The sequence below is a fragment of the Mesorhizobium album genome (genome assembly GCF_033977205.1).
GTDB classification, from domain to species: domain Bacteria; phylum Pseudomonadota; class Alphaproteobacteria; order Rhizobiales; family Rhizobiaceae; genus Mesorhizobium; species Mesorhizobium album.
The window spans coordinates 1-15,844 of the sequence record NZ_JAVIIW010000047.1 but is presented as its reverse complement, the minus strand read 5'-3'; the positions used below and the strand labels follow the sequence as shown (position 1 = coordinate 15,844).

General features: G+C 62.9%; 12 protein-coding genes. 5 read left to right on the top strand and 7 right to left on the bottom strand.

Going from position 1 to position 15,844, the window contains the following annotated elements; all coding sequences use genetic code 11:
* Window positions 1-56 precede the first annotated feature (56 nt).
* From RFN28_RS28260 to RFN28_RS28245, 4 genes are all read right to left on the bottom strand, one after another.
* Entirely contained in the window at window positions 57-1,280 is a 1,224-nt protein-coding gene (locus RFN28_RS28260; protein ID WP_320290423.1) for a glycosyltransferase, read from the bottom strand.
* Window positions 1,281-1,480: 200 nt separating this feature from the next.
* Window positions 1,481-2,965, bottom strand: coding sequence for a hypothetical protein (locus RFN28_RS28255; RefSeq protein ID WP_320290422.1), 1,485 nt, complete (start codon window positions 2,963-2,965; stop codon window positions 1,481-1,483).
* Between the two features lie 527 nt (window positions 2,966-3,492).
* Window positions 3,493-4,086, bottom strand: coding sequence for a transcription termination/antitermination protein NusG (gene nusG / locus RFN28_RS28250; protein ID WP_320290421.1), 594 nt, complete (start codon window positions 4,084-4,086; stop codon window positions 3,493-3,495).
* Window positions 4,083-6,167: a GumC family protein gene (locus RFN28_RS28245; protein ID WP_320290420.1), complete on the bottom strand. Its 2,085-nt coding sequence runs from the start codon at window positions 6,165-6,167 to the stop codon at window positions 4,083-4,085. Before RFN28_RS28245 ends, nusG begins: the two co-directional genes overlap by 4 nt.
* A gap of 415 nt (window positions 6,168-6,582) precedes the next feature.
* Here RFN28_RS28245 and RFN28_RS28240 point away from each other — a divergent pair, with 415 nt between their 5' ends.
* The 3 genes from RFN28_RS28240 to RFN28_RS28230 all read left to right on the top strand — a co-directional run bounded on the left by RFN28_RS28240 (window position 6,583) and on the right by RFN28_RS28230 (window position 9,102).
* Window positions 6,583-7,224, top strand: coding sequence for a hypothetical protein (locus RFN28_RS28240; protein WP_320290419.1), 642 nt, complete (start codon window positions 6,583-6,585; stop codon window positions 7,222-7,224).
* A 493-nt stretch (window positions 7,225-7,717) separates the two neighbouring features.
* On the top strand, window positions 7,718-8,380 hold the full coding sequence (locus tag RFN28_RS28235; protein WP_320290418.1) for a Crp/Fnr family transcriptional regulator: 663 nt from the start codon (window positions 7,718-7,720) through the stop codon (window positions 8,378-8,380).
* Between the two features lie 467 nt (window positions 8,381-8,847).
* Window positions 8,848-9,102, top strand: a complete 255-nt coding sequence (locus RFN28_RS28230) for a hypothetical protein (RefSeq protein ID WP_320290417.1) — start codon at window positions 8,848-8,850, stop codon at window positions 9,100-9,102.
* Window positions 9,103-9,139: 37 nt separating this feature from the next.
* Here RFN28_RS28230 and RFN28_RS28225 read toward each other — a convergent pair whose 3' ends face one another.
* Together RFN28_RS28225 and xseA are read right to left on the bottom strand one after the other, a co-directional pair.
* Window positions 9,140-10,258 carry a DmpA family aminopeptidase gene (locus RFN28_RS28225; protein ID WP_320290416.1) on the bottom strand — a complete coding sequence of 373 codons (1,119 nt, stop codon included), beginning with the start codon at window positions 10,256-10,258 and terminating at the stop codon, window positions 9,140-9,142.
* 1 nt (window position 10,259) lies between these two features.
* Entirely contained in the window at window positions 10,260-11,825 is a 1,566-nt protein-coding gene (gene xseA, locus RFN28_RS28220; protein ID WP_320290415.1) for an exodeoxyribonuclease VII large subunit, read from the bottom strand.
* A gap of 119 nt (window positions 11,826-11,944) precedes the next feature.
* On the opposite strand from xseA, the gene RFN28_RS28215 reads away from it, so the two are divergent.
* Entirely contained in the window at window positions 11,945-14,155 is a 2,211-nt protein-coding gene (locus RFN28_RS28215) for a bifunctional diguanylate cyclase/phosphodiesterase (protein WP_320290414.1), read from the top strand.
* A gap of 2 nt (window positions 14,156-14,157) precedes the next feature.
* Here the strand turns inward: RFN28_RS28215 and RFN28_RS28210 are convergent, their stop codons facing one another.
* Entirely contained in the window at window positions 14,158-15,114 is a 957-nt protein-coding gene (locus RFN28_RS28210; RefSeq protein ID WP_320290413.1) for a LysR substrate-binding domain-containing protein, read from the bottom strand.
* Between the two features lie 180 nt (window positions 15,115-15,294).
* On the opposite strand from RFN28_RS28210, the gene RFN28_RS28205 reads away from it, so the two are divergent.
* Entirely contained in the window at window positions 15,295-15,585 is a 291-nt protein-coding gene (locus RFN28_RS28205; RefSeq protein ID WP_320290412.1) for a DUF1127 domain-containing protein, read from the top strand.
* Window positions 15,586-15,844 lie beyond the last annotated feature (259 nt).

Below are 15,844 nucleotides of genomic sequence, written 5' to 3'. Positions count from 1 at the left end.
GATCCGAACGAACGGGCCGGTCGGGTTGCCGAAATCGACCCGTCAAAATCGGCCAGTCAAAATCCATGCAGCCGGAAGGCTTGCCTGGCTGTGCCGCCGAGAATGCCTCGCGTGACGTTCGGCCTTGCGGCCGAAAGGGCTGAGGCCTGGACGGACTGATAGATCGTTTCGACCCGGTCACACATGGCATCCAGCCCCCAGGACGAAAGGTCGGTGAGCCTGGCGCCATCCGCCAGCCGCGCGCGATAGGGCTCGTTCGCCAGAAGGTCGGCGACCGACGCCGCGGCCGCGCCCACATTGTCGACCGGCGTCACGACACCGTTGACGCCATGCGTCACCACCTCTTCCACGCCAGGCAAATGCGACACCACGCAGGGCCGCCCGCCCGCCAGATATTGCATCACGACCCGAGGCAACCCCTCCCGCATCGACGTCAGCACGCAAACATCCGCCAGGCTGATCAGCCGCTCGGGCTCGCTGTGGAAGCCGATCATGCGGATGTTCTTCGCGAAGGGGGACCGTTCGATCGCCGATGCGACGGCGGACCGCGCCGGTCCTTCGCCGGCCAGCAGCAGCCGGACGTTCGGAATGCGGTCGACAACCTGGCCGAACGCCTCGATGAACTCGACATGGCGTTTCCTCGGCTCCAGTGCAGCGAGCATCAGGACCACCGGCGGCTTCGGCTCGCCGGCGTCCGTTCCGAGCAGCAGATGCGATGCTTCCGGCCATTGCGCGTTGGCGAAGCGCGCCAGATCGAAGCCGGAATGGACGACATGATGCTGATCGGGACCGCCCAGATGATTGGCGATGCAGATGTCGCGCATCGCCTGGCTGACATCGACGAAGGCGCGCGTGACCTTGGCGGCAAGGCGTTCGGCGGCCAGGAAGGTCAGCCTCTGGCCGGTGCCGACATGCACGAAAGGCAGGATGTGCACGCCATGCACGATGCCGGGGATGTTGGCCTGCTCGGCAGCGAGGCGGCCGATGATGCCGGCCTTGCTTTGGTGCGTATGCACGATGTCGGGTCGCCAGTCGCGCATGAGGCGGGTGAGTTGCCTGAATGCGGAGATGTCGCGGGCAGGCGAAATCGGGTTGATGAGCGTGTCCAGGGTGATGACCCGAAGGGCCCCGGCGAGCGATGCCCGCAAGCCTGGGTCGTATTCTCTGCCGTGCACCAGCAGCACCTCGTGGCCATGCCGCGCCTGAGCGAGGCAGCAGGCCAGGGTATTCTCTTCCGAGCCGGCTCGAAGCAGGCGGGTGAGCACATGAACGATCTTCATTTGCGTGTACCTCAGGGACATGAAATCCGGTGGGCGGCGGGCAGGGCAGGAGATCGGTCGTATGGAGTTGGATCGTTTGGGGTTCCGTCTGCGCCTTTTCGGGCGCAATGCTGGGAGCGTTCGGCCTTGGCGGGGTCGCTGAAGGCTGCCGGCTCGTATCTGTTGTGCTGGTGAGTGTCGGGCTGGCGCCGGTTCTGTCCCTACAGGGACAGCCAGATATGCCTGAACAATTCCCGGCCGACCGCCTCTAGGCCTGAGCTTGCATCGACGGTTCGGATTTCCTGGTCCTTGGCCCGCAACTCCGCCATCAATGACAGCCGCGCATCGAACGCTTCTTTCCTGATCTCACCGGGCTTTCGGCTTTCGGAGACGGCAAAATCGCAGACGAGGTGCAGCGTGAGATCCGGTCGCCACGCTTCCATCCTTTGAAAGAGTTTCTGCTCGATCCGGGCGAGGACCGACAGGCCCCGGACAGAGAACAGGTGCGGCGGGATGGTTGGTCCGTCCAGATATCCTCTCCGCTGCGCCTGCGGCCACCTGTCACAAATGACGATGAGGCCGCGCGTTGCCATTCGGTGCGCGCGCTTGACGACAGCGTATCGCTCAAACGCGATCAGGATCGCCCACAAGGCCAGCCCGGTCGCCGCAACGCCTCCCTTGGCCCGCGTTCCGTGGGCGCAATCGTTGCAGTCGGACTGGGCCAGGGACTTGAGCCGGCGCCGATGCGGGAAAAGCACCTTCTGCAGCGCCTTGCGTAGCCGCCACCCGTTGCCGTCGCCGATCCCGGCATAGGCCTGCATGCAGCCGAACTTCCATCGAAATGTCTTTGTCAGCCGATCGACCTGGGTGCTCTTTCCCACGCCGTCGGGCCCTATTACCGCCACCAAAAATCCGCCGGCGGCGGGCCGTCGCTTCGGCGGAAGGCGGCCGGGCATCAGGCGCTGAAGCAACCTCAAGGCAAGATACGAGGTCTTGCGCACCAGGTGGACCGCGGTGTCTGCGATGGCATGACGCTGGGCAAAACCGCACATTTCCCGAATCGAGCGCCGAAGCCTGGCAAGATCTCCGCGGTGGACGAGCAGATCGCTGCCGCTTTGCCGGAACCTGCAGTTCACCGTTCTTCTGCCGCCAAAGGCAAATTCCACTCCATGCAAGCCTTGCTCGCCGGGCGCAAACGGCAATTGTGCGAACGGGTCCCTCCAATGGTGATGCATGGTGACCCACCGCTGCCAAGGCAGGGTCCAGCCGCGAAAGGCGAAACGCGCGATCGTCAGTCGCAGTTCGTCCTCGGGAGAGACGACCGGAACGGCAGCGCCGTCCACGTGGATCGTCCCCCACCGCTTGATCGCTGCGTAGTCGAATGCCGGATAGCGCTTGCGAAACTCTCTTCCGACCCGAACACCGATATGCACGTCGAGATGGAGATATCGGCCGTTCGAAAAATCGGGCACGAACCAATCTTCCCGGCCCGCGCAGACATTGTCGTAGCAGGACACGCTCACGCCGCGACGACCTTGCAGCCCGCTCACAATGGAACAGAAAGCCGGGTAGTCCCGTCTGTCCAGAAGGATATCGAGATCGTCCCGGCCGGCAAACGCACCCTCCAGGGATGCGAGGTCCTGGACTATGCCATACTTGAGCCCGGCCTCATTGAGGGCTTGGAACAGCACGGCGGCAATCGGCAAGGCGGGTACCGTTTCAAAGTGGCCGGATGACGCGGTTGCATGATTTCGAAATGCCCCTGCATCCGCATCACCATCCGCGACGCAGTCCTGTCGGAAAGCGTTGCACCTCCCGCCATGTGCCCAGGCTGGCGCTGAAGCATTCGAGCCTGGCGCTACTACCTCCACTGCCACCTCCGCGCGACGATATTGTCGGGGCCAGAACTCGTCCGGGGGCTCGCCGGAACTTGCCACTTTGGATTTGCGTGAGGATTGCAATGGACTTTCCGTTTGTCGGTCACTGCGGGCGCCGTTCGCTTCCGTTGTCGAATTGGGCGTCAGGGTCGGATACTGGCCAGCCCCCGGTCGGGTTATCGAACTGACCTCGTCGGAACGCCGCGTTACCGGCTTTCCGGGCGCCGATCCGTGGCGCCGGGAGTGACCTTTGCAAGCTGCCGCACCGAGGGTGAATTGGGTATCAATTCATCACTCCTTGCCGCAACTTCGGCGTCATGTACGCGAAAAAGAAACAACCAAGAAAATCGATAAATCTAATTCTGCGAAAATACTGCCAGCTTGTCTCTGTCGATTGTAATCGGTATCGAGCGGTTCATGATATCAAGAAGTATTCTGACCGCTCCGCTCTTTCCAACGTGGTCAAGTATCCCAAGCTGATCCGCGAACGGCCCGTCTATGACCCGGATTCTTTGCCCGGATCTCAATAGAATATCCGGGTGCAAAACTCCGTCGTCGTCGGTTGCGGACATCAAGGACTCGACCACACCGTGCGGCGCCGGTACCGGCAATCCTTGGCTCATGACCAGTTTTCGGACACCGACCGTCGAATTGATCGGGTACCAGCTTTGCTGATGAAGCGCCAATGAGACGAACAGATAGCTGTCGAAATACGCGCTGAAGACGGTTTTCACGCTGCGGGCGTGCCGGACGGTTCGTTTCCGCTTGGGCAGGTAGGTTCGGAAGTTTTGCGACAACAGATGCCGCTCGGCCAGGCTTTCGGAATGCTGATGCGTCTGCACCACGCACCAACGCGTAGCCCCACCGTCGTGAAGATGTTTTGCCGGTTCCGGAAGCGGATCACAGTGTAAAGCATTATTCAGCATTGCGAATATTTCTTCTTCGTTCAATTGAGGTAGTAACTGTCCGAGACGCTGCCTTCGAGCGACGTGTAGCGGCCGTATTTCGGCAGCTTCGGTTCGTCCACCATCGTCAGGGCTATGCCGGCGATCTTGGATCGACCGCCAAGATGCCTGATTCCCTCGGCGACAGCCTCGCGTGAAGTTTCGCACCACTTCACGGCAAAGATGATCTTGTCGACATGTCTTGCCAGGATCGAGGCATCGGCGGCCGGCCCCACGGGTGGCGCGTCGACGATAACCGTGTCGAATTTTCCTCGAAGCTCATCGAGGATCGAGCGCATTCGCGACGAAGCGAGAAGAGCAGGCGGATTCCTCGTCTTTGCGCCGGCGGGCAGCAGGCTGATCCCCGAGCGTTCGTCCAGGTGAATTGCGTTTGCGGCCTTCATCGGCAAAGTCAAAAGGTCGACCAATCCGACCTTTTCAGTCATTCCAAAGAACGCCGTGGCGGCCGAAAGGCGCAGATCCGCATCGATCAGCAGCACGCGCTCGCCGTCGGCCGCGGCGGAGCAGGCCAGGCTCAACGCCAGGGTGGTCTTTCCTTCGCTGGGCATCGCCGATGTCACCAGCATGAGGCGCGGCGAACAGCTCAGTTCCGATGTCGCCTCCATGCCCAGGCGAAGCCGCCGCACCGCCTCGCTGTATCTGGAGAGCGGCCTGCGCTCGAGATAGGCGATAGGCTGGGTGTCGCCCGACCAGCCCGACATCCTCGGCATGGACGCAAGAACCGGAACGGCCAGCTCTTCCTCTATCTGTTTTTTTGCCATGAAGCCGGATGCGGACAGCTCGCGAAGGACGGCGCCGGCACCTCCGAAGAGGACGCCGAGAACCAGACCCAAAGCGGCAAAAAGAGGCCTGTTCGGGAAGCTTGGCGAAAGCGGAGCAGTTGCAGCCGTGATCACGTGCACGCCGCTGTTGAGCAGAGTGGACTTTTCCTCGGTCAGCTTGGCGCGCGACAAGAAGGTCTCAAAGAGGTTCTGGTTCGCGGCGGCAATCCGCTCGAGATCGCGCAACTGGATGCCGACCTGACCTTCGGCCTCGGACTGGTTGGACACCGAGCCCAAAGCCCGGACCAGAGCGGCTTCGCGGGCCTCGGCGGCGTCGACTTCATTCTTCAGATTGCCGATGAGGCGCTGGACTTCCGCGGAGATTTGCCCCTCGATATCGCGCCGTTCCGCTTCGGCGGACAGGACCTCGGGATGTCGTTCGCCATATTTCAGCCGCAGGTCTGCTTCCCGCCGGCTCACCACGGAGAGTTGGGATCGAAGCGCGCTGACCACAACGGATTGCAGCACATCGGGCATCGATTGGAGATCGCCTCCGCTGCTCACCAATTTGTCGGCTTGCTCATATTGCGCCCGTTTCGCCGACAATTCGGCGCGAGCGTTTATCAGTGCGATATTCAGCTCCGACAGCTGCTGGTCGGTCAAACTGCCGGACCGTGTCGTCAGCAAGTTATGGTCCGCCCGGAACTTCTGGACGGCTTCTTCCGAACGGCTGAGCTCCGACCGCAGATATGCGGCCCGGTCGCTGAGCCATGTGGAGGCTTTTTGGACGCCTTCGTAACGGGTCTTTGTTCGATCGGCGACATATGCCTGGGCAACTGCATTCGCCAAGGATGCTGCTTTTGCCGGGTCGTACATGGTCACATCGAGCTCGATGACGTTGCCGAGCCCGACACGCGAGACTCCCAATGCGCCTTGAAGCCATGTCAATGCAGTTGGCCCGATCTTGGGGTCGTCCTTCAGCCTTTCGCTAACGACCACCTGCTGAAGAAGCGACGCGGATTTCAGGACCGCGATCTGGCTTTCAATGAATGTTGGATTGTCGGAAAAGTCGGTATTGGAATAGTCTTGGGGAGTCATATAGTCGATCGGCGAGTCAAGTAAGACTTGTGCAACTCCCGTGTACGATGGCGGAAGTGTAAAGGCGCCAACAAGGAAAATTGCGAGGGTGACAGCCGCAATTGCGCACCCGAATCTCCAGCGGCGGAGAAAGAAGTCAAAGATCTCCCTCACGTCAAGTGAAGGCAATTGCCTGGTTATGATCGGATCGTCTGCTGCTTTGCTCATTCTCGGATCCTTGCGACCAGAAAAACAACTCCTACCCCTTCAGCGCCAGCTGAATGGCTTGCACTTCAAAATTCGCAGCAGCAGGTGTTAAGCGTGCCCACGCTCGTGAAAAGGTGAGGGTTCGTGCCCGCCGTACGGTACGCCCAGATCGCTCTCTTCCGCCCGCCGACCGATCGCGCTATCGGCCAACCAAAACCATATCAGCTTCGCGGACGTCCTCGCCATTACCATTAATGAGTAGTAAGTCGACAAAAGGTCGATCTGGTCTACCCGATGGCTTCCCGCTGTCTTTTAGGATGCTGCCGAATATCTTCCCGAGCTCGGCAGGTTGCTACCGGCGCCATGCGGGGTGCAGGAGAGCCTGCGCGCCCCCTCGCCGGATATCCGCATTTGTCTCAGGAAGTCTGAGGTCAACATGGAAACCTACGGCGAAATTGTGTGGGGGCTTGTGGATTGGGTGACAAATAGGTCCGGAGCCATCTTGGTGTTGTCGGCAGCCTTGCCGCTGGCTCTACTTCTAAGAGAGGGCCGGTTGGTGGCTTGCGGTGTCGTTGGCGTGTTTGCCGGGGCCGTGATGTTGATAGTGTTCGACATCGAAAGCATCATAGCGGCGGTGCTCGTCATTCTCGCGAGCAGTCTGCTGTTTTCAGCCGTTCTTCTTTCTACCCGCAAGCGATTGACGCAAATCGAGGATCGCGTCGCATCGGTGGCATCGGCAATTGACAACCTGGAGATCGCCGAAGAGAGACGACAGACGTTCAGCACGCGACGCCCCCCTAGTTCGCGGCTTCTGACGCGCCTGCAGTCAGCGGCAGGAGCCGCCGAAACACTCGTCTCGGCCGGGCCTGAAAAAGAGACATCGTCATTCCCTGTCCTATATTCGCAGGAACCGCGAGCGGCCGACCTGCGATCGGAATTCGCTGCTTCGGCGTCAACCCGACCGGGAGAGGGCAATCCCGGCTCCTTCGGATCACCAGGCAAAGCCGCGCTGGAGATGAACGATTCAGCTGGCGATGGTTCGAGCCTGCTGAGGCGGCGAAGAAGGCCGCCGCAATGATGGCGCCGCGCCGAGCCTGAAGGCCGATTCGATGCCAGGAAGCAGTCGCTTTGCTGGCGACCGCGCCGTTCGGGCAGGCATGGCGAAAGGCGGTCCTGCCGCAGCGCGGCTGCGAACGGCATCGCGGCGGAACTGATCGCCGGTTCGAAGCGGCCTTCCTCACGGCCAAGCGTCCACCGAAATGTGATGGCTGACGATACATGTGCGCCGTCGCGGGTGTGCTTTTGCCGTCCATGCATGACGTGGCAGGCATGATCGACGGATTCCAGGGTCCGAAGAGCGGGCGCAAAGGGCGTGCCTGCCCGTTTCGGCACGCTGGGAGGTAGGGCAGTACTCAAAAAGTGGTAGGTTTAAGATCGGTTGTGTGAAATCATAATGGAACCTTCGACGTAGTTGATCTAAGTTTGCTGCTTCAGGTTGCCTGAGCATTGAGTTACTTCGGGGCGAGATGGGTTTTTCGAAACAGTCTCTTGTATCCGGGCGGACACCCGCGTTGGCCGACTCGAGTTGGGAAAAGCGTCTGTCCGAGCTGCCCGGAGCCATCCGCCGCGTCCATCCGGCGGGCACGACGATTGCGCGCGAATATCAGGCCAGATCGGCTATTTTGATCCTGACCGCCGGCTGGGCCGCATTTGCCAGGATGTTGCCGAACGGCTCACGGGTGATCGTCGATTTCGCGCTGCCGCACGAAATGGCCTTGATCGAGTTCACCGGAGAGATGAGCGAGACGGTGACCGCACTGTCGGACGTCACTGCGATTGAGCTCCCCGGTCCCATCCGTTCCTGTTTCTCGCGTTACCCACAGGCCGTTTGCGAGGCGGTGCTGGCGGCTGAGGCGAGCCGGTATTCCAGGGTTGCGGAACATCTGGCGGGGGTCAGCCGAAGGGGTACCGTCGAGCGCACCGCCCATCTTCTTCTCGAACTGGCCTGCCGCACGCACCGATCGGCAGCGAGCTATCCGGACCGTTATGACTGTCCGTTGAACCAGACCGAACTGGCGGACGCGTTGGGTCTTTCGGCCGTGCATGTAAGCCGCGTGCTGAAGACATTGCGGGAGGCTGGCCTGGCTTCGTTCCGCAGTGGCGTGGTGGAGTTGCACGACCATGAGGGGCTTATCGAACTGGCCGGATTCGACCGGTCCTATATCTCGGCCTGACAATCCGGCTGCGATGCGGCACTGATCGCTACATTGCTCGTCCATACAGTCAAATCGTGGCTTCTCCGCCGCGCCGAAGAAGCCGCGGCAAGGAGAGAGTCGACATTGCCTGGGGATATCACTATATAGCGGCGGCTTCGAACGATGCACCTCGATGGAGATGCTGCGGAGGCAGCCTTGAACGCGCAACGTATTGCTATGCAAATTGTGGTGCAGATCGGAACTTTAAAGCCCAAAAAAGAAAGTCAAAACAATGGCTAGGGTCAGAAGCGAACCCGGCCGAAGGTGCCGCCATCCTCGATGATCTGAACGTGCCCTCTGAAACCTTTCCAATCCTTCGGCTGTGCGGATCTTGGGCAAGATGTCTTGCCGGTCGAGGCCGACTCGGCTCGAATGGGGCATGCATCCTTTGGCGGGTGGGGGCGTTCATGACCACCAACCGGCATTGCCGCTAGGGAAGAAGCAGTATGAGTGAACATGCGATCGAGTTCTTGCGCGGATGGATCGGCGAAAAAGTCCAGTGCCAGCATTCGCCGGTCAAGATCGAGAAGCAGGCCGAAACCCTCGCCAAGGAGTGCTGCGCCCAGGCCGCCGAGGAAGGCATTCTTCTTGAGGATATCCAGGAAGAGGTCGGCGACATCCAGGAGCTGATCGCTTCGCGGCTTGAGGAAGTCGCCGAAGAGAACGCGGACGAAACGCAGTCGGACAAGCCGTCGGACTAAGGCGCCGGGACTGGCACGCGTTGGGCGCGCCGGCTATCTAGCCGAAGTTCTCCTTCAGCCATTCCCTTGGCAGCGCCGGCACGAAGTTGCCGTCGCGCCCCGTCATGTCCTCATTGGCGACCAGCGCGTTGAGGATTGCTTCCTCTACCCCTTGCATCACCGCATCGAAGAACGGATCGATGTCGACATCGGGGATGAAATCCGCGCGCGCGATGCGGCCTGAAGCCCCTAACGTGGCCTCGGGATTGGCGATGGAGAAGGCAAGAAAGATATCGCCCGAGCTATGATAGCCGTAGCCGCCGGTCATGGCGATGCCGAGCGGCACGCGCCTGGCGAGGCGCTTCATCTGATGCGGCAGGAACGGCGCGTCGGTGGCAAGGACGGCTATGATCGAGCCCTTCTCGGCGCGCGGTGCACCTTCGCGAACCGCCGGCTCGGTGAGTTCCGATCCGACGCGCCGGCCGCGAATGGTGAAATTATGCCGCCTGCCGAAATTGGCCTGCACGAACACGCCGAGCGTATAGCTTCTGTCCTGCCATTCGACGATGCGCGAGGCGGTGCCTGACCCCGCCTTGAAGCCGAACGAGATCATGCCGGTGCCGCCGCCGACGCTGCCTTCCTCGATGGCGCCGCCTGTTGCGCCATCCAGTGCTGAGGCGACATGATCGAAGCTGACATGGTGGCCGTTGATGTCGTTGAGGAAACCGTCATAGGTCTCCGCCGCCACAGGCAGACCCCAGCCGCTGTCGAGCGCCGCCGGCAGGACTTGGCTCATCCAGCGCAGCGTGCCGTCGCGGGTGACGCCGCAGGAATGGGTGTTGGTGATGGTGATCGGCAGGTTGAAGGCGCCGGTCTCCTCGATGATGTGCGTGCCGGTGAGCTCGCCATTGCCGTTCTGACTGAACACGCCGGCAAATACCGGCGTGGCGAGCTCGTCGACCGGTCTGGGCAGGATCGCGGTCACGCCGGTGCGCACCGGTCCCGTGCCGACCTGGAGCGGGCCGTCGCCGGCAATCAGCGTCGTGTAACCGACCGTGACGCCCGGCACGTCGGTGATTGAGTTGAAGCGGCCCGGCGTGCCGTCCAATGCGATGTTGAACGAGCGCAGGCGCGGCTTGCCCAATGGCGTGCGAAGATGCGGGTCGTTGGTGCTCATCTCAGAACAGCGAGCCTTGGTTGCCGGGCTCCTTGCCCTTGCCGGAAGGCTTGGCGGCGAGCTTCGGCCGCGCTCCGCCGCTGGTGGCGATGGCCTCGGCACTGCCGTCGGCGAATTCCAGCTGCAGCGCCGCGCCAGGCGCCAGCTCCGCGACCCGCTTGATGACGGAGCCGTCGGCATCCTTGACCAGCGCGAAGCCGCGCGCCAGCACGGCCTTGTGCGAAAGGGTGGAGAGAAGCCGGTCGGCCTGGGTTAGAGCGGCACGCAAGCGGTCGAGCCGCCGCTCCATCGCCTGCTCCTGTCTCCGCGTCAGCCCGGCCAGCGTATCGGCCTGCAGCTTCTGCTGCCTGACGATCGGCGCCGGCGACAGTCTCGCCGACGTGCGCTGGAAGCGTTCCCGGCTTTGGCGCACGATGGCAAAGAAGGCGGCTCGCGCGCGGGCAATGTCGCGGCCGGTCAGCGTGCGCGTCTCGTTGAGACGCCGCGACAGGGTCGCCGGCGTCAGCCGCTGCCGCTCCAGCCTGGCGCGCTTGCGCTCGATATTCACCGTCAGCGCCCGGTCGAGCCGGCTGGTTGCGTCGTCGAAGCGGCGGCGCGGCAAAGCCAGCAGCTGGTCGGGCGAGGGGAGCGCCCGCGCCGCGGCGCGCACCGCCTGGCGCTTGCGATCCAGATGCCGCGAGGTGCAGGCATTGAGCCGCGCGCCAAGGCTGGCGAGCGTCGCCTCGAGCTCGGCCTTGACCGGCACCGCGATCTCGGCGGCACCCGTCGGCGTCGGCGCGCGCATGTCGGCGGTGAAATCGATGAGCGTCCAGTCGGTCTCGTGGCCGACTGCGGAAATCACCGGGATGTGCGAAGCCGCGACGGCTCGCGCCAGCCCCTCGTCGTTGAAGCCCCAGAGATCCTCGAGGCTGCCGCCGCCGCGCGCCACGATCAGGAGATCGGGTTGCCGAATAGGTCCGTCCCAGGTGAGCGCATTGAAGCCGTTGACGGCTGCGGTCACTTCTTTGGCCGTCGTTTCGCCTTGCACCCTCACCGGCCAGACCAGCACGGTGAGCGGAAACCGGTCCTTGATGCGGTGGATGATGTCGCGGATCACCGAACCGGTCGGCGAGGTGATGACGCCGATGACGCGTGGCATGAACGGCAGCCGCCGCTTGCGGCCGGCGTCGAACAGGCCTTCGGCCTGCAGCCGGCGCTTGCGTTCCTCCAGCAGCGCCATCAGCGCGCCGGCGCCGGCCGGTTCCAGATTGTCGATGACGATCTGGTAGTTGGATTTTCCGGGATAGGTCGTCAGCCGGCCGCTGGCGATCACTTCCATCCCTTCCTCGGGGCGGAATTTCAGCCGCGCCATCGTGGTCTTCCAGACCACGGCGTCGAGCCGCGCGCGGTCGTCCTTCAGCGCGAAATAGGCATGCCCGGAGGAATGCGGGCCGCGATAGCCGGAAATCTCTCCGCGCACCCGCACATTGCCGAAGGCGTCCTCGACCGTGCGCTTGAGCGCGCCGGAAATCTCGCTCACCGTATATTCGGTGGCGTTGCTGCGTGATTCGGTTGCTGCTTCACTCATCGCATGATTGGGGAACGCTTATTGGGCTGCGTCAAGGCAGGGCGCAATCCTCGCTAATATTATAACGCGATCTTAAGCCGGATTTGCTTTGACTGCCCCGACACAGCCGGCCGGAACGCATGAGCCCACGCCCGAACAGCGCCCCGTTGACGCATCAGGTCACGCTGACCGTGCTGACGCTCGCCGCTTTGGCGTTGGCCATGGTCGCCGGCTTCAGCGTCTACGCGGCAGCCCAGGCCGACAATGCCTCGCTCGAACGCCAAAAGATATTCATCGCCGATGGCCTGAAGGACAAGATCGCGTCACTGGTGCGGGAGCAGGAAAGCGTTTCCGTCTGGGACGAATCCGTCACCAACGTGAAAGCGGACAACCAGACCTGGATAGCCGACAATCTCAGCGTCTGGATGTATTCCTACTACGGCCATGACCGGGTCTACATACTCGACGCCGCCGACCACCCGATCCATGCCATGCGGGAAGGCAAGGTGGTCGATCTGTCCGCCTATGGCGAGGACGAGCCGGTGATGGCGCCCACCATTGGGAAGCTGCGCGCCATGCTCGCCCAGCCGCCGACAAACGATGCTTCCGGCCAGCCGGCCAAGATGGTCGCGGAGGATCTCGTGTCGTTCGGCGGCAATCCGGCGATCCTGAGCGTCATGCCACTGGTGCCGAGCACCAACCGGCTCACCCAGGCGCCCGGGACCGAATATCTGCATGTGTCGGTGGAGTTCATCAACGACGCGGTCATTGGCAGGATCGCCGAAAAATACCTGCTCGACGGCGCGCGCCTTGTGCCGCTGTCGCAACCGGTCGGCGCTGCGGCGGTTCCGCTGGTCGATTCCCGCGGCGTCATCCTCGGCTATGTCGGCTGGAACCAGGAGCGGCCCGGGCTCACCCTGCTGCGCAAGATGGCGCCGGCGCTTGCCGCCGCGCTGCTCGTGGGGGCTGGCGTTCTGGCGTTCCTGCTGCGCCGCCTGCGCCGCGCCTCGTCGGCGCTGCAGACCAGCCAGGACGAGGCGCAATATCTCGCTTTCCACGATACGCTCACCGGGCTGCCCAACCGCGCTTTGTTCGAGGACCGCTTGCGGCGCATGCTGCTGTTCACCGGCCATGACGCGGCGAGGGTGGCGCTGCTCTACCTCGACCTCGACCGGTTCAAGCATGTCAACGACACGCTCGGCCATCCGGCCGGCGACGAGCTCGTCAGGCAGACGGCTGCGAGGCTCCGGCACACCATTCGCGAGGTCGACACCGTGGCGCGGCTCGGCGGCGACGAATTCGCCATCATCCTGCTTGACGTTCGAGATGTCAGAAGCGCGGAGGATATCGCCGACAGGCTTCTGCAGAAGCTGCACGAGCCGTTCAAGCTGATCGACGACCAGGTCTTTGTCGGCGCCAGCATCGGCATCGCGCTGTCGACCGGGCCGGACACCGATGCCGACGACCTGCTGCGCAAGGCCGACATCGCGCTTTACGAGGCCAAGAAAAACGGCCGCGGCCGCTATCAGGTCTTCGCCGGCGACATGGACGACCTCTTGCTGCGCAAGCGCAAGGTCGAGGCCGAACTGCGCAAGGCGCTGACCGGGGGCGACGGCATAAAGCTCGCCTACCAGCCCGTCTTCTCGATCGACGGCCGGCGGATTCTCGGTGCCGAAGCCCTGATCCGCTGGGGGCACGAGGTGCATAGCGCACTGCCGGCGGCGCAGTTCATCGCCATCGCCGAAGAGCGCGGCCTGATCGGCGATCTGGGCAAATGGGCGCTGACGGAAGCGTGCCGTTTCGCCGTCGGGACCGAGCTGCCCTGGATCGCCGTCAACATCTCGCCGCTGCAGTTGCGCGATGCGGGCTTTGCCGGTCAGGTCGCGGCGATCCTGAGCGAAACCGGACTTGACCCGGCCCGCCTGCAGCTCGAGACCACCGAAAGCGTCCTTCTCGAGCACAACGATACGATCAATTCGGTCATCGCCGCCCTGCGCAAATCTGGCATCCGCATCGTGCTCGACGATTTCGGCACCGGCTATTCGTCGCTGAGCTATCTGCGCCGCCATGCCATCGACAAGTTGAAAATCGATCGCTCCTTCATCCGCCTGCTCGACGAGGACAAAAGCGCGGCGGCGATCGCCAAGGCGCTGATCGAGCTTGCGCTGGCGCTGAAGGTCGAGGTGACGGCCGAAGGCGTCGAGACCGACGAACAGAAAGCCCTGCTCGTCAGCATGGGCTGCCACCAGTTGCAGGGCTATCTCCTGTCGCCGCCGTTGGAGCCCGGCCAGTTGCTTGCGCTGCCTGGCCTGTCTTCCAGCGTTCCGGAGCGCTCCGCCGCGCGTGCCTGACCCTACCAGCCGGGCAGGATCTGGCTGGGCTTGGTCCGCTTCATCTTGGCGAAGGCAAGGGCGGCGAAATCGAAGCTTCCCGCCTCCTCGCCGACCGGCACGGAAATGTTGTCGAGGCTTTCGGCGATGTGGCGGGCGAGCGCATCGACGATCTCCGGCTGCGAGGTCTGGCCGCGCATGATGCCGATGCGGCAATCCGGCAGCGTGCCGAAGCCGTCGGCTTCGCCGAGCACGCGCATGCCGGGCCTGAGCGCACATTCGGGCAGCACCGAGATGGCGAGACCCGAAAGCACCGCGGCCGTGATCACGGTGGCCGAGAAACTGGAGAACAGCACGCGGTATTCGCGGTTCTGCCGGTCGAGCACGTCGACGGCGGCGCGCCGCCAGATGCAGTTCGGTCGGCCGAACGCCATCGGCAGGATCTCCTGCTCATGCGTGGCATGATTGGCCGAGGTGACCCAGAGCAAGGGCTCGCGCCGCACCACTTCGGACTGGCCGCGCGTGTCGTTGTGCGTTACCAGCGCGAGGTCGAGATTGCCGCGCTTGATGTGTTCGACCAGCCCCGGCGTCGGCTCGCAGATGACGGTCAGCTCCACGCGCGGATTGGAGCGCGAGAAGCGCGCCATGATCTCCGGCAGGAAGCGGTCGGCATAGTCGTCCGGCGTGCCGATGCGGATCGTGCCTTCGAGCCGCTGGTCGTCGAAGGCCGCGAGCGTCTCGCGGTTGAGGTAGATCAGCCGCCTCGCATAGGAAAGCAGCCTGTCGCCTTCCTCGGTCAGCTTGTTGGTGCGGCCGTCCTTTTCGAACAGCGGCTTGCCGATCCGCTCCTCCAGCCGGCGCATCTGCATCGACACCGCCGATTGTGTCCGGTGCACCTCTTCGGCAGCGCGGGTGAAGCTGCCGGTGTCGGCGATCGAGATAAAGGTCTGCAACTGATCGAGATCGAGCGGCGCTTTCATCGGTCCAACCTATCATTGATGTTGATGCTACAGATTAAAAACATTCGTTGGATTAATCAATCACGTCATGGCACATTCGCATCGTCCACATGAAAGCATGTGAATGGAAACCGGAACGGCGCTCCTCCCAGGCGCCGATCGCCCGGTTTCGTCCGCTCGACTCCTGAAGGAGAGACTGACATGACCACGATCGAATTCGCCTCCGAGACCCCGCGCATCACCACGCGTCCGGCCGTTGCGACGCGCGTGCTCAATGCAGTCGCCGACACCTATCGCGCCTGGAAAAACCGCCGCGCCTTCTATCGCCTCGGCGAGATGTCGGACGCCGAGCTTGCCGATATCGGCTTGACCCGCGCCGACCTCCACGTCGCCGTTGCCGTGCCTTTCGGCCGCGATCCGACGGTGAAGCTGCGCGCGATTGCAGAAGAGCGCGCCGATTCAATCGAGGATCTCGCCCGCAAGGTCGCCTGATCGGCTTCGGTGCTTTCGGTCACCTTGAACCTTTTGAAGGCCCGGCGCGACCAAGCTTCATGCAGGCTCCCACACTCCCTGCCGGTTCCCCGCCGGCCTGCCTGCACATTGCCCGGTTCCCCTCCAGGACCGGGCATTTTTTTCTGCTTCGTCATGTATGGACGGCCCCTCTTGGGCAAGAGGCAAAATAGCGGCGACGGCGTCAGTCTGGAGCGGTCATGTATTCGGCCTTTGGTGCGGTCGAGTGCGATGACCGCTG

Bases quoted from the DNA above. Each gene is read 5' to 3' on its own strand.
- RFN28_RS28225 (WP_320290416.1), bottom strand. From the start codon at position 10,258: ATGAGCACCAACGACCCGCATCTTCGCACGCCATTGGGCAAGCCGCGC.
- RFN28_RS28205 (WP_320290412.1), top strand. From the start codon at position 15,295: ATGACCACGATCGAATTCGCCTCCGAGACCCCGCGCATCACCACGCGT.
- RFN28_RS28210 (WP_320290413.1), bottom strand. From the start codon at position 15,114: ATGAAAGCGCCGCTCGATCTCGATCAGTTGCAGACCTTTATCTCGATC.
- RFN28_RS28245 (WP_320290420.1), bottom strand. From the start codon at position 6,167: ATGAGCAAAGCAGCAGACGATCCGATCATAACCAGGCAATTGCCTTCA.
- RFN28_RS28240 (WP_320290419.1), top strand. From the start codon at position 6,583: ATGGAAACCTACGGCGAAATTGTGTGGGGGCTTGTGGATTGGGTGACA.
- RFN28_RS28260 (WP_320290423.1), bottom strand. From the start codon at position 1,280: ATGAAGATCGTTCATGTGCTCACCCGCCTGCTTCGAGCCGGCTCGGAA.
- RFN28_RS28230 (WP_320290417.1), top strand. From the start codon at position 8,848: ATGAGTGAACATGCGATCGAGTTCTTGCGCGGATGGATCGGCGAAAAA.
- RFN28_RS28215 (WP_320290414.1), top strand. From the start codon at position 11,945: ATGAGCCCACGCCCGAACAGCGCCCCGTTGACGCATCAGGTCACGCTG.
- xseA (WP_320290415.1), bottom strand. From the start codon at position 11,825: ATGAGTGAAGCAGCAACCGAATCACGCAGCAACGCCACCGAATATACG.